Source organism: Paenibacillus sp. NRS-1760, assembly GCF_050467785.1.
In the GTDB taxonomy this organism is placed as follows: Bacteria; Bacillota; Bacilli; order Paenibacillales; family Paenibacillaceae; genus Pristimantibacillus.
Map to the genome: position 1 here is coordinate 132,413 of NZ_JBITPK010000005.1, position 15,028 is coordinate 147,440.

Consider the following 15,028-nt stretch of genomic DNA (forward strand, 5'->3'; position numbering starts at 1 on the left):
ATTGTCTAATGTCTAAAATTACTTTTATCGGCGCAGGAAGCAGTGTTTTTGCCAAAAACATTCTTGGAGATGTCATGCAAACACCTGCACTGCAAGGTTTTGAAATCGCTTTATTTGACATTGATGCGGAGCGTCTTCTCGATTCCGAGCAAATGCTGCTTAATATTAAAAAAACAAGTGAAAGCACTTGCCAGATTAAAGCCTATACCGACCGGAAAGAAGCGCTTCGCGGAGCCAAATACATCGTAAACGCCATTCAAGTTGGCGGCTATGATCCGTGTACGATTACCGATTTCGAGATTCCAAAAAAATACGGCTTGCGCCAAACGATTGCCGATACCGTAGGCATTGGCGGCATTTTCCGTAATCTACGCACGATTCCTGTGATGCTGGATTTCGCTCGCGATATTAACGAGGTTTGTCCAGATGCCCTGTTCCTTAACTACACCAACCCAATGGCCGTGCTCACGAATGTCATGAACACCTATGGCGGCGTGAAAACGGTTGGCTTATGCCACAGTGTACAAGTTTGTGTACCGCATTTATTTGATCATTTGGGTATGGACACAACGGGCGTTAAGTACAAAATTGCAGGCATCAACCATATGGCATGGCTGCTTGAAGCAAGCAAAGACGGAGTTGATCTTTACCCGGAAATCAAACGCCGTGCAGCCGAGAAGCAATTGGAGAAACATCATGATATGGTTCGTTACGAGCTCATGCTGAAATTCGGCTACTATATCACCGAATCTTCCGAGCACAATGCGGAATACCATCCATACTTCATCAAACGGAACTATCCAGAGCTGATCGAGCGTTTCAACATTCCTCTCGATGAGTATCCTCGCCGCTGTGTTAGTCAAATTGAAGGCTGGAAATCCATGCGCGATTCACTTATTAATGACAGCAAGCTGGAGCACTGCCGCAGCCATGAATATGCTTCTTACATTCTCGAAGCAATTGAAACGAACAACCCGTTCAAAATTGGCGGCAACGTGATGAATACTGGACTTATTACGAATCTGCCGAAGGAAGCATGCGTAGAAGTGCCATGCCTCGTTGATGCGAATGGCGTTACACCAACCTATGTTGGCGACCTTCCGCCACAGCTTGCAGCATTAAACCGTACGAACATCAACACGCAGCTATTAACGATCGAAGCGGCAATTACTGGCAAGCGGGATCATATTTATCACGCTGCAATGCTTGATCCGCATACCTCAGCAGAATTGTCTATGGATGACATTGTATCGCTTTGTGATGAGCTCATCGAAGCTCATGGCAGCTGGCTCCCAAGCTATAAATAAACGAATAGGCAGACGAGTGCATCGTTATTCATGCACTTGTCTGCCTTGTTTTTTTCCAGTAACCTTCACCATCATATGGGCAAACACATATCCTATCCCAGTAAACATTTAACCAGCTAATGAAAGAGGGGCAGGATTTACAAATGACTTCTTATATGGACTATACGTCTCCACAAACGGAATTTGCTTATGATTTGAACAATAGTACTTTTTTCAAAAAAGATCCATACAACTACATCAACTTGCTTTCAGTGAAGCAATTGAATACGTTAGGCAATTCGTCGCTTCTTGATATCTACCTTAGCAAAAGCAATGTCGTTGAGCCTCATTACCATCAGAATGCCTCTGAACTCGTATATTGCATATCAGGATCAGCAGAAATAGCGCTTATGAACCCTTTTACGAACGAGTTCCTTCATTACTTGGTACAACCTGCTCAAGTCGTCAACATTCCGCAAGGCTGGTGGCACTATGAAATGGCGACCGTCGATAATACTCATCTGCTAGCCATCTTTGATGCGCCAATCCCAGAAGTTATTTTTGGCTCCGATATTTTAAGATTAACTCCAACCAACATCCTTGCGTATACCTACTGCTTAGATCAAGAAAAATTAGAAAATGCATTAGCACCTTTAAAGGACACCGTTATTTTGGGACCTCCGAGCAATTGCAGCTATAATCCCGTACAAGGCCAAAGCAAAAATATGCAAAAGCCTAATCAAGCTCCAATGCAGCAGCAAGCTCCAGTGCAATCGAATCAAGTATTGCAATCCAATCAAGTATTGCAGCCAAACCAAACGTTGCCGTCCAATAAAGCATATCAGCCTAATCAAGCTATTCAATCTAACCAAGCTAAACCTAACCAAGGCTATTACAATCAAATGTATGGCCATCAGTATTATCAGCATCCATATTAATAACTTAAACCCACAAAAGCCGACAAAAAAAAGAGGGAACCCAAGCAGTCCGTTGCTTCGGGTCACCCTCTTCTTTATTGTAAGCAGAATCTAACGAAATGTTACCCCAGAATCCATCTTGCAAGCATCGCGATATCCACAATATCAATTTTGCCATCCGCATTTAGATCGGATTTCTTATATTGCGACCAATTCGGATCTGCGCTTGTTTTGCCATATGCAGATGCTACGATGCCGAGGTCGCCAATCGATACCTTATTGTCGTTATTAATATCGCCTGACAATTTGGAAGCTTGGAACGTCGTCACTGCCGCACTTAGCTGAGCAATAGCTGCGCTCACTTGCGCTTCGCTTGCATTCGGGTTAACGGCAACGGCTTTCGCTGTGGCAATGGCTTCACCGAACGCTGCTTTTGCTGCTGCCGGATATTGACCAGGCTGTGTGCCGACTACCGCTCCATCATAAATGGCTTCCGCTGCGGCTATTGCCTGATTTAAGCCCGTCACATCAACAACGGCACTAATTTGCAGCGTATGGGATGCTGATTTTGCTTCAAGTTCTTCTCCCAAGCTATTAGCAACTGTAAAGTCGCTAATTTGAATGGCTGTATTGCCTGTGCTCCCCGTAACAGCTGCCAAGAAGCTCAGCTTCAGCCATTCCGAATTGGCATCAATGCCTTTGCCTTGACCTGCAGCTACAATCCTCACCTTGCCGGGCTCGATAACCTTTTGCTCAAGGATGCTGAAATCCTGCTGCAAGGAGGTTGCGCCAGTCAGCGTTAATTTCGCAGCATCGAAGCTAACTGTTAAAATTTGCGCATACAGCTTTGAATATTTCTCCTCCGTTACGCCTGACAATCCAACCGTTGCATCGAAGGATTGACCCGCTTTCACCAGTGCCGCTCCGGCAATCGTAGCTGTCGCGTCTTTCACAGCAGGAGGTACTACAGAAGCTGCGAAGTCAGCAACCGATTTGCCGAGTGCCGCCAACGCTGCATCTACTGCCGCTTGATCTGCAGTTGCAAGAGCCAATACGTCTTTAGCTGTTGCGATTGAAGCAGCAAATGCATCTTTTGCAGACTGCGGATATTGACCGGGCTCTGTACCTGCAACAGCGGAATTAAGTTTGGCTTCAGCAGATACAACTGCCGCTTGAAGCGCTGTTTTATCCGACAATTGAGCAGGACCAACCGAGAAATAATCGAAATTCGCTTGGATTGACGTTTTATCACCCGAAGATAAACCATAGAAGCCGATTTTCAAATTGCTTAAATTAACAGTCATCGGGTCTGCCGCAGGTTTCCATGCGCTGCCATCCCAATAGAAAGTAGAAACGACATTGCCTACCTTCTTGATTTGCAAATAGGACGTATCGTAACCTGGATGGCTGACCATGTTTGTCGCTTTAACATAAACCGCATTTTTCTCATATGCGGTTTCGAGGCTTTTGCCAGTTGTAGCTTCCGTATCCCAAACATGGCTCAGCTTAACGTAATTGTCCTCATTTTGCCAAATGAACAGTCCCGCTTGCTGGAAGTTTTTGCGTACAGGAGCTTCCACTTTTGTTGTAATGACGAAGTCGCCTGCTGGCGCATCCTTTAAAAATATGTTCGGCAAGTTATTTGAATTTCCGAATGTGTCGCCTGGTGAAGTGTCCAAGCTTAAAAAGCCTGGTTTGCGTGTCAGCGACCATTTGGAGTTGTCTGCCTTAAAGACAGACCAAGCTCTGTCTAGCGTCGCCTCATTAAACGGATCAACGGAAGAACCCGCCGGAATGGGATCGTTTACCGATACAAAAAATTGCTCACGCGCGTTTTGGAGAGATTTAAGGACTGTTTGAATTTGTGCAGGCATTGCAGCCTCATCTTGAGCTGTCTCGCGAGCTAAATCAATGACAGCCTTAAAGGAATCAGCAGTCGATTTCTCATATTCGCCGGCTCCTGCGCCTATTTTCGCGAGATTCAGCATTCCTTCTGCTCTGGCAATTTCAGCGAGCAAATCCCCTTTGGTTGCTGTGCCGATGAGCTCACGGTGCGCGGTCGCAATTCGATCAAAATCCATTTTTTCAACCTTGCGATCGTAAGACAATAAGCCGTTAATTTCATATTCCACATCTGTAATTTGTGTGTAAATGGCTGCGCTCAGGCCTGATTCCTTCAGCTGCTTCAGCCTGTTGATGTAGGCGATATAAGTAGAAGTCAGCTGTTCTTTGCTATTCATTAATTGATAGGAGAATACGAGTGGGCTCCATTCATGCCCTGGGACATGCAAGCCTAAACCGCCATATTCGCCAAGCACAGCTGCCCTTGTATCGCTGTAATTCGGAGCGCCGGGATCAGGATAGCGATGAATATCATTCAAATCGCCGACGCCCGCATCCCACCAGCCGCTTGTGCTGTTAACGAGCCTAGTCGAATCAAGGCTTTTTACATAGCTGGTAGCATCCTTCGTCATTTGCCCGCCTTGATCAAATTGTCCCCAGCCTTCATTAAACACCGTCCACACAATGATCGATGTCACGCTGCGCAATTGATCGACCATCTCTTTGTATTCTTTAAACCACTGCGTCTTCGTTGCTTGTGTAATATCTGACCCTTTATTTCCTTGACGATCCTCAAGGCTAGGCATATCCTGCCATACGAGTACGCCTAGCTTATCTGCCCAATAATACCAGCGTGCAGGCTCCACCTTAATATGCTTGCGAATCGTATTCATGCCGACGCGTTTAACCGCCTCGATATCAAATTTCAATGCTTCGTCCGTAGGTGCCGTGTATATGCCGTCCGGCCAAAAACCTTGATCAAGCGGACCCATCTGGAAGACGAATTTCCCATTTACTAGCGGCCTTGTTATACCGTCTACCTTGCCGAGCGTAATCTCTCTCATGCCAAAATAGCTTGAAACCTCGTCTACCGTTTGTGCTCCATCCTTCAGATACACCTTTAAATCATATAGATAAGGATCATCTGGGGACCAAAGCCGTGAATTTGGAACTGCCACTGCAATCTCAGCTCCAGCTGCTCCTGTTGCGGTTCCCACCACTTTTCCATTTTCCAAAACAACTGCTTCAATCGTTTGTCCTTCAACGCCGATAGCAGCTGCCTTCAGCTTCAAGATGCCGTTTTGAATATCTGTTACCATGTCGAGTTTATCGATATGTGCAGCGGCTACAGGCTCAAGCCACACCGTTTGCCATATACCCGATACGGAGGTATACCAAATGCCGCCGAGTTTTTTGACCGTTTGCTTGCCAACCGCTTGGTCTGCTCCCATATCCGTCTCATCCAGTACATGGACGATAAGCTCATTTTCCCCAGGCACAAGATAATCCGTAATATCAAAGCTAAATGAGGTATAACCTCCCTTATGGCTGCCTACCGATTGTCCATTGACATACACCGTTGCCAAGTAATCAACCGCGCCAAAATTCAGCTTCACTCGCTCACCATCCCAGCTCTCAGGTACGGTAAAGGAGCGCTTATACCACATGAGATCCTCAACGCGGTTAATGCCCGAAAGCTTTGCTTCTGCTGCAAACGGAACAAGAATTTTCTCCTTCAGCACTTGACCTACAGGAACAGCTTCTCCTTTCTGGGCTGCTTGGAACTCCCATTCCCCATTCAAATTCATCCATTTTTCACGCGCTAATTGTGGTCTTGGGTATTCAGGCAGTACGTTTTCTTTGTCTACATCCTCCGCCCAAGGGGACATGATCTGATATTTCGAACCATTGTAGACAGGTTTATCGAAGCTAGCTACAGCAGCTCCCGCCACCGTTTCCAGTCCGCCTTTGCCATCGTAGATTACTTTAACATTGCCTACATCCTTAGAGTACATTGGATCTTTCAGCAGTACGGTGACGACTTTATCGTCCCCATCCTTCAAAGCTGCCGACAGAATAGGCAAATCGCCCGTCACGATACGCAATTTCAGATGCTTAACAAATTCAGCAGTGATTGGCTTCAAAGATTGTTGGAATGGCAGCTCAACTTGCAAACCATCCTCGGACACGATACCTCCAAGCGCGAAACCGTCTGGCAAGTAAAACGCTTCTGTTGGAACTGCCTCCTTCGCTAAGCTCTTGCTAGACCAGCGCAGGTGAACATTCGAGCCGCCCGTGTCTTCGAACAACTCCAGCTTAATGCTGTATTTCTGACCTGCAACCAAAGTGACAGGCTTTGAAGTTTGCTCTTTGTCCCAGTCCGCTATCCAGTGGTCGATCGTAAGCTTATTATCAACCCAAAGTCGGAAGCCATTATCACCTGTAATGTAAAAGGTATAGTCCTCAGAAAGCTTAGGCTGAATGAAACCCGTCCATCTGATGCCGACGCGATCTTCTTGTCCTGTAAACATTTTGATAGCCGGCTCTAAATTGGAAATATCCAAATTCGAATCGTAGCCAGCTCCTTTAAAGGTTCCAAAAGCAAAATTGGGCGGCCCTCCCGCAGTGAAATATTCAGCCATCAGCCCATGCTGCTGCGAAGCTGCCATCCCCCCTGCATCTGCTGCCGCAGCCCGGGGTGCAAAGGAGATTGCGGAAGCTACTATACTAAATATCATAGATAATGCCACAAGCGTACTCATTGTTTTTCTTATATTCAACATGAACGGAACCTCCAAAGATTCATAGTATCGATACCCAAATCTAGTGGAGGAAGTGATGCGCCTTCCCCCTTGTACCGTTTAGCCAAGAATCAAACGAGCGAGTAATGCAAGATCCTCAATATCCACTTTGCCATCATGATTCAAATCTGCCTTTTGGAACTGCTGCCAATTCGGATCGCTGCTGGATTTGCCATACGAATAAGCTACAATCGCCAAATCGCCAACAGTAATTTTATTATCATGATTCACGTCACCGTTACTTGGCTTGATGACACCGGCAAGGAAATCTTCTACTGCAGCATTCAGCTTCGTCATCGCGGCTGCAATTTCAGCTTTCGTTGCCTTCTCGTCATCAGCAACCAGCTTTGCTTTGTTGATAGCCGATTGCAGCTGCTGCTTCATCGCAGGAGGATATTGTCCCGGTTCTGTTCCTGTTTCCGCTCCATCATACAAAGCCTGCGCTTGCGATAACGCCGCCAGCAGTGCAGACTTATCACCCGGAGCTGCCTGTATCTGAAGATGATGCTGAGCTTCAAGCAGCAGCTGCTCCTGCCCTTCTGCGTTTGCAAGCTTAACGTCGGTTACCGTTATAGAGGTATTTACCGTTTCATCTGCTATGCCAGCTCGGAAAGTCAGCTTCAGCCAGTCTTCGTTTGGTGAAAGGGCTGCCCCCTCTCCAAAGGCTAATATCCGAATTTTGCCCGGCTCAAGCTCTTTGGGTTCAAGTACATTCAGCCCCTCTCGTAGTGATGCCGCACCCGAGAAGCTTAGTTTGCTTGGATCAAAGGTTACCGTAACGTCCTGCGCATAAACGCTCTGATACACACTGTCCGTAACATTTCGAACCGCTAAGGTAAGATTCAGATCAGCACCGCTCGGTACGCTTGCAGCACCTGTCAGTACAGCTGTCCCTTGATCCGAAGGCTCAACAGCTTCTTTACTAGCTGCTGACAATGCGATGTAGTCTAGCTCATAAAAGCCTGGATTTGGTCCAGAACCCCGCATAAACTTGATCGAGTTAACCCCTTCCTTCAGCTCAACGTTGACGCTTGAAGCCATAAATCGGCCCCAATTAATCGTCCCTGCGAGCTGCAAGGACTGCTCTTCGCCTTCATTAACCATAATTTTTGCAGCAGCTGGCTGATAATTCCCCGTATTTTGTGCGTACCAAATGAACATTTTGTACGTCCCTGCTGCTGGAACCTCAACCTGATTAAAGTTAACGTAGCTGTCGGCATAATCGATGCCGCCAACGTAGCTTGAGCCTGATGCATGCACATTATTGCTGCGAGCCGTCGCCTTGAACAGCTGGGCGTTTTCCGCCTCATATTTATAAGGTTGAATGCCCGTTTCCTCAGTCACCTCAGGGAAATAAGTAACCCGCAGGTTTTCTGCTCCAAACGGAACAAGCGTAATTTCCTCCGTAGGCTCTGCGGAAAATACAGGACCAACCGGCGGCTCTGCGGCTGATACCCCGTTAGCTGCTTTGCCCCATGACGGGATTCTCTTCCCTTTCGCAATTAGCTTTATCGGGGTAGTCTCCTGTATGAACGGATTATCCGGCATATCGGATACGACGACCTGAATCGAATCTGCTGGGTTGTCGCGATCAAGCAGCAAACCATAATTCCAAGGGGACTGCGCATTGATGCTGTATTCCTTGAAGCCAGGCGCCTTCACTTGCGGCGCTGGATTAGACTGCTCTACCCAGTTCTCATCGATTTTCAGAGAGAATACGAGCGGTCCTCGTTCGATGCCAATTGAATTGTTGACCCAAGACGACGTTTTGAGCTCCATTGGCAGCGTCAATACAACGGTATCGCCTTTTGTCCATTGCCGATCAATCGTAAAATATTGGCCGGATACTACTGCCTCTTGCGGCTGCCCATTCACCGTGATAACTGCTTTGTCCGTCCATTCCGGAATACGCAGCTTCAGCGGGAAATTCACACTCTTGGACGCTTCCTCAATCGTAAACCGAATTTGATCCTCGAACGGATAGTTCGTCGTTTCCTTAACGGTTACATTCGCTCCATTGATTTTGGCTGATACACGGCTCGGTCCATAGGCAATAACGCCAAGCCCGCCATCCGAAGTACCCGCCCACATGTCCTTCACAAAATAAGGCCAGCCCATATGCATATTGAAACGACAGCAAGGATAACCCGAATAAGGCGATTGTACGGTGCCATTTCCGTAATTTTGCTTATAGCCATGATCGGTTACGCCGCTTTGCACTTGATTCGGCAGCGAATAGTATTGATGGGTTTTAATATCCTTGCTCATTGCACCCGGAAGCGAATTAAAAGTAATTTTCTCCAGCGCATCTCCGATTGCCGGATCACCGGTAATCATGGCTGCAACCGCGTTGCTGTGTACCCGTTCCACAATGGCACAAAGCTCAACCCCTTGCGTTGAAGCTAACCCTGCGAGCATCTCTGTTCCTGAATTCATGCCGGTAATTTGATTGTGTGATTGATTCAGATGCTCTACGCCTGCTTGAAATGCAAGCTTATCTGCTTCAATGTTCGATAGTTGATAATAAATAGAGGGGGTTTTAATCGATTGATTGACGTTGACTGTATGCTGCGAGTAAAAGTTATCAGGATTAATCTTAGCGGCTGTTAAAAAATGGTCGTTCGTAAAAATGTCAGTCTCATCACCGCCTTGCTTATGCAGCTTCTCAACGAGCTGCAGCAGAAACTCATCTCCTGTACGGTTGTACAGCCAGAGGACGACATTCATATTGTCGCCGCTGCGGATTTGTCCCCAATCCCTAAGCGGACGCTGGTCTAGATTGTTCAGCTGGTAATGAAAATAGTTCGTAAGAAAAGAAATCACTCGCTTATCATTTGTCGCCTCGTAATAATCCTTGAGCACATAAATAGCAACCATGCGCGGCCACCAATCATTGTCGCTGGCAGGACCGAAGAAGCCGTCATCACGCTGGCTATTCAACATCCAATTGACCCATTTTTGCGACTTTGCAATCAGCTCCGGATCGTCAAGCGTATAAGCGAGCGCGACCAACCCCTTCACATAATAGATAGGGCGTTCCCAGTTCGATTCTGGCGCTGTTCCACCCAGCCACTCCGAATTTGTGCTGAGCTCTCCGTATAAATCCTCTGCGTATCCGGTTGCACCATCCTTCATTAGTTCTAATTGCTTAAGCAGCCAACCATCAGCTTTGACCGATCCAAGCGGAAGCGGCACAAACGGTGTTTGTACAAGCGGATCTTTATTTTTGACCAGCTCTTGGAACGACTCCGCCGGTACGGCATAGTCTGTTGCAATAAAATTGTCAAATAGCGGCTCAGACTCATCCGCCCATACCCCAATGCCGCCTGAGGTAAACTTTTGTTCACTGTCATCGGTGTATTCCAGAATGGAATTATGCATATCGTCCACATATATTTTGATGCCATTCCCATAGGTTACGACCTTCAATTGATAAAACTTGTTCGCAGTGACCGTATCCAGCGCCTTAACGACTTTCAGATCGGTCCACTTATCCGTTAGCCGGCGAAGAACCAAGTTTCCATCATTTCGCAGTCCTGCAAAATAACCTTGGAGCACCTTTCCCTCACCGCTTAGCTTAGTTCGAAACAAAAGTCCTGCAGTACCCGCAGCTAGCGGCAGCTTAATATCAGTCTCCACTGTAAAATCGGTGAACACCGTATCTTTTACGAGCAAAGCCTGATTTGCGCCAGCGTTTACCGTTATCCCGCCCGATTGCAATTCCCACTCGCCTTGAGCAGCATGCCAACTCGGCAATGTGAGCCCATCCGCTGGGGCATCAAATGAATCCGTAAATGCGAGCTCCCCCTTATCATTTGAAAGTTTGAGATTGTCATAGGTCGGCTGGGATTGGTAAAGCCTTACGCCGACCTGACCTTTCGTATAGGTCGTATCCGATTGTTCCAACACCAGCTTATCATTGACATAAAACTTAATTTGCGATCCGGCAACGCTAACTTTAAAGTGATAAACTACATTAGGATTAATCGCTATCGAAGTTCGCTTCAGCTCAGTCCATTTGTTGTCCATACGGCCTAGAAATACGCTGCCCGTTCCTTGCGCGGAAATGCCTGCGTAATAACCTTTCACATTGTCCGCCCCTGGCGCTGCGCTAACCGTTCGGAAAAGCAATCCCGCATCACCGTTGCGACTGGCAAGGCTTATATCTGCCTCCACGGTGCCATCTTGTATTTCGGTTTGCTTAACCAAAGCTTTAGATCCCGATCCGCTTTCTCCGGTCATTTTGCCATTTGCCGTTGACCATATTCCATCGATGACCGTCCAATTTTCATTAATGATGGAACGATTGAAATGATCCTCGAAAAAAACCGGCTCTGCTCCAGTCGCAGCTTCTACATGAACTGCTGGCAGAAAAATGCTAACATACATTGAAAAAATGAGCGGTAAAACAATCATTGATTTCAGCCTGGCACTGAACCACATCCAGCTTCACTCCTCAATCTTAATTCTTGCAATCGCAAGCTCATGCTAAGCTTGCGTTTCAATTCAGCTGCTAGTATATGATGCAAGCTCACCTCCCCTCCGTTAACATATCCAGCTTGCTCTCAAACTCCATCGGATCTATCAAATGAAATGTATCCAGTACCGTGCCGTCCGTATCGATAATAAACGTAGTTGGCAGCGCATGCAGCTCGTATAAATAAGAGGCACGTTTATTGGCATCCAGTAAATTCGTAAACCGCCATTCATTTTCCTCGATGAACGTTTCAATTGCGCTTGCTTGTTTTTCTTCTGATGATAGATTCACGCCATAAAAATCGACCTTATCTTCGTATTTCTCATGCAGCTTCCTTAAGGTGGGGGCTTCAACACTGCATGCCTCACACCAGCTCGCCCAAAACTGCAATACAATCGGTTTATCTTCTGCACCCGCTACGGTGTGGGTTATTCCGTTCAGATCCTTGAGCGTAAAGGCAGGCGCCTTCACTCCTGAAGTCGCTTTGCGGTGCAAAGCAGCTTCCTGATTCACACTTAATACGCTCTCCAGCGCGGATGCATCCAGCTTATCGCCTGCATTGCCGCTCGTTTGATCCGAATTTAATATGAAAAACAAACCCAAGACCGTAGCTGACAAAAAAACGGAAATCACTAGAATCGTTTTTTTCATTGCTTTGAGTCAATCAAAGCAAGCAAGAGAGTAACGGCTTCAGCTCGAGTCGCATTAGCGCTTGGTGCAAACTTATTTTCGCCTCTGCCTTTGATGATGCCCGCTTCGGCAGCCATCGCAACAAAAGGCTCCGCCCAAGCTGGAATTTGGCTCCGATCTGCAAACGACGATTTTTTCGCCTGATCAACCTTCCATTCGAGCGCTCTAACGACCATTACCGCAATCTCCGCGCGATTAATTGGCTTGCTAGGGCGGAATGTATTGTCCTCGTACCCTGTTATAATGCCAGCTTTTACTGCAGTTCCAACGAAAGCGGAAGCCCAGCTTGGTATGCTGCCTGCATCTTTAAACGATATATCTGCTGCAAGATCAGCCTTCAAATCTAGTGCTCGGACGAGCATCGCTGCAAATTCCGCGCGGGTAACCTCTGCATTTGGTTTGAAGGTTCCGTCCGTATAACCGTTAACAAAACCTAGATTAACAGCTCGTTCAATGGATCCTTTTGCCCAGTGCCCCGCAATATCTTTGAATGAAAATGCTGAATTTCCTAGGTTAGCGGTAAGCTTCACATTAGGCTTCAGCGTACTGGAATCGAGGGTACTTTTTACAAGCTTCGCATCTGTGAGCAATACCTCGGTATCTCCATTTCCTATTGGCTCGAATAGAAAGCTTGATAATACGCTTTTACCATTTTCTCCTGCTTTGTTCCCTATCTTCGTCGCAGCAAACATAATTTGATTGCCTTCGACGATCGGCGATATCGAGAATCCTGCAATGCTGCTGCTGGCACTCTTAAAACGAAGCTTCTTTGCATCAAATGACAGCTTCACCTCATAAGCGTACATATCGGTTAGCTTATCGGCAGTAACGACAATTTTAATATCCTTATCCGATTTCTCCTGAGTAAGTGCGAACACCGGCGTATCCGCTGCAAACGCAAAGCTTGGGAGTGCCATAGCAAGCAATAAAACGATCAAACCAGCCGACATAAAACGCTTACATTTCTTCAATGAAATCGTCCCTTTCATCTACATAGAATAGTAATGAGAGATGTGCATAACCATTTAGCAATCCAATCGATAGTTTTATTGTACAAAGATGAATTTGGAATGTATTTGCAATATCAGGTTAAAAGTTATGAATTTCCGCCGTTCCTTTTTAAAAATAAATAGAGCTGCTCTCTATATAGACAGAGAGCAGCTCTAAGATTCTTAATCATATATTTTCATGCATATTTTGGCCAGCGGCTATCCCCAGGATTCGGACAAGCACGTTCTTTATATTTGGCGGCAATACGTACGAAACACCCGCATACGGTACATGTCGTACCATATTGAAACTTCGGGCAGCCTCTACATTGCTGTAGGCGCTGCTCGTACACATCATCCGGCACACTAATTTCGGACTGGAACATCGGCGCCGCCAAAATCCGATCGATCTGCTCATCAGTGACAAGGTAATCATCACGACAGCCTTTGCACGCATTTTTGCTGCTCATCGCTGGAGGTATCCCTATTCCGAGATCAGCTCTAGCACCGTTACCGACATTGGGGAGAGCTTCGCGCTAATTTTTGATCCATTAACAGTGAAAGCTTGGAATGCGGTTGGCGCAACAGCTTCCGGATTTTCAAAATTGTTGTGCGCGTCCTTAACGGAAGCTGTAAGCTCTGTACCCGAAACCTTAAGCCCTGCACCTGCTAGGCCGCGAAGATCAATCTCCACATCCGCTTCGGACTGATTGTCCAAATTACACAAGCTTACATGGATGCGGCCACTCGCGTCCTTCGAAGCAGATACGGATACTTGCGGAATCTTCTGGTCATTGTGCGCATAATCCTGACTGTCAATCGAAGTGGTAAGAAGCGTTGCATCCTGATGCACCTTATACATATCAAAAACGTGATATGTTGGCGTCAGCACCATTTTCTCACCCTCAGTCAAAATGACCGATTGCAGCACATTGATCACCTGAGCAATGTTAGCCATTTGTACCCGGTCACAATGATCGTGGAAGATATGAAGCGTAATTCCAGCAACCAGCGCATCACGAATTGTGTTTTGCTGATACAGGAACCCTGGATTTGTACCCGGCTCCACATCGTACCACGTACCCCATTCATCAACCATAAGGCCTACCCGCTTCTTCGGATCATAACGATCCATAATAGCCGAATGGCGTGTAATCAGCTCGTCCATATAAAAGGTTTTCTTTAATGTACCGTACCATTCATCCTCGGAGAAGCCTGTTGCAGCACCTTTTTGCGTCCAAAACTCACCCGGAATGGTGTAATAATGCAGCGATATCGCATCCATCATCCCATGCGCTTCCCGCATGACAACGTCCATCCAGCCGTAATCATCTACGTTTGGACCACAAGCGATCTTATGGATTTTGTTATCGCCATAATTGCGCACATAGGTTTGATATCTGCGATACAGATCCGCATAATATTCAGGACGCATGTTGCCGCCGCAGCCCCAGTTCTCGTTGCCGACGCCAAAATATTTCACGTTCCACGGCTTTTCCCTGCCGTTTTCTGTACGCAGTTCTGCCATTGGCGATACGCCGTCAAATGTCATGTACTCCACCCACTCCGACATTTCCTGAACGGTGCCGCTGCCCACGTTTCCTGATATGTAAGGCTCGCATTCCAGCATTTCACACAGCATCAAAAACTCATGCGTGCCAAAATGATTGTTCTCAACAACACCGCCCCAGTGGGTGTTGATCATCCGCTTGCGCGACTCGCGCGGCCCAATGCCATCCTTCCAATGATATTCGTCCGCGAAGCAGCCCCCCGGCCAACGAAGAACTGGAATTTTCAGCTGCTTAAGCGCTGCAACTACATCATTGCGAATCCCGTTTGTGTTCGGAATAGGAGAATCCTCTCCTACCCATATCCCTTCATAAATACAACGTCCCAAATGCTCAGAGAAATGTCCATAAATATTGCGATTAATCGTACCTGCAGCCAAATCAGCGTTAATGGTTATGCGGTTTGCCAAATGAATCGACCTCGCTTCAATATAATAGAATAAATAGACTTTGATAAA

Annotated in this window: 8 protein-coding genes; 2 read left to right on the plus strand and 6 right to left on the minus strand. The window is 46.8% G+C overall.

The window, feature by feature from the left end; translation table 11 throughout:
- Positions 1-8: 8 nt before the first annotated feature.
- Entirely contained in the window at positions 9-1,307 is a 1,299-nt protein-coding gene (locus tag ACIFSR_RS01225; RefSeq protein ID WP_339203686.1) for an alpha-glucosidase/alpha-galactosidase, read from the plus strand.
- A gap of 143 nt (positions 1,308-1,450) precedes the next feature.
- Entirely contained in the window at positions 1,451-2,224 is a 774-nt protein-coding gene (locus tag ACIFSR_RS01230) for a cupin domain-containing protein (protein WP_430054253.1), read from the plus strand.
- Positions 2,225-2,325: 101 nt separating this feature from the next.
- Here the strand turns inward: ACIFSR_RS01230 and ACIFSR_RS01235 are convergent, their stop codons facing one another.
- The 6 genes from ACIFSR_RS01235 to ACIFSR_RS01260 all read right to left on the minus strand — a co-directional run bounded on the left by ACIFSR_RS01235 (position 2,326) and on the right by ACIFSR_RS01260 (position 14,980).
- On the minus strand, positions 2,326-6,828 hold the full coding sequence (locus ACIFSR_RS01235; protein ID WP_430054255.1) for a sugar-binding domain-containing protein: 4,503 nt from the start codon (positions 6,826-6,828) through the stop codon (positions 2,326-2,328).
- Positions 6,829-6,906: 78 nt separating this feature from the next.
- Positions 6,907-11,289 (minus strand): beta-L-arabinofuranosidase domain-containing protein, encoded by a 4,383-nt coding sequence (locus tag ACIFSR_RS01240; protein ID WP_430054256.1) that lies wholly within the window; start codon positions 11,287-11,289, stop codon positions 6,907-6,909.
- An 88-nt stretch (positions 11,290-11,377) separates the two neighbouring features.
- Positions 11,378-11,974 (minus strand): TlpA family protein disulfide reductase, encoded by a 597-nt coding sequence (locus ACIFSR_RS01245; protein WP_430054259.1) that lies wholly within the window; start codon positions 11,972-11,974, stop codon positions 11,378-11,380.
- Complete coding sequence (locus ACIFSR_RS01250; RefSeq protein ID WP_430054261.1) at positions 11,971-12,984, minus strand: S-layer homology domain-containing protein; 1,014 nt, start codon at positions 12,982-12,984, stop codon at positions 11,971-11,973. The genes ACIFSR_RS01245 and ACIFSR_RS01250 overlap by 4 nt, the downstream gene beginning before the upstream one ends.
- A gap of 215 nt (positions 12,985-13,199) precedes the next feature.
- The gene (locus ACIFSR_RS01255) at positions 13,200-13,472 is read right to left on the minus strand and encodes a DUF6171 family protein (protein WP_339203692.1); all 273 of its coding nucleotides are present in this window, start codon (positions 13,470-13,472) and stop codon (positions 13,200-13,202) included.
- A 14-nt stretch (positions 13,473-13,486) separates the two neighbouring features.
- Positions 13,487-14,980: an alpha-N-arabinofuranosidase gene (locus ACIFSR_RS01260; protein ID WP_339209692.1), complete on the minus strand. Its 1,494-nt coding sequence runs from the start codon at positions 14,978-14,980 to the stop codon at positions 13,487-13,489.
- Positions 14,981-15,028: the final 48 nt, after the last annotated feature.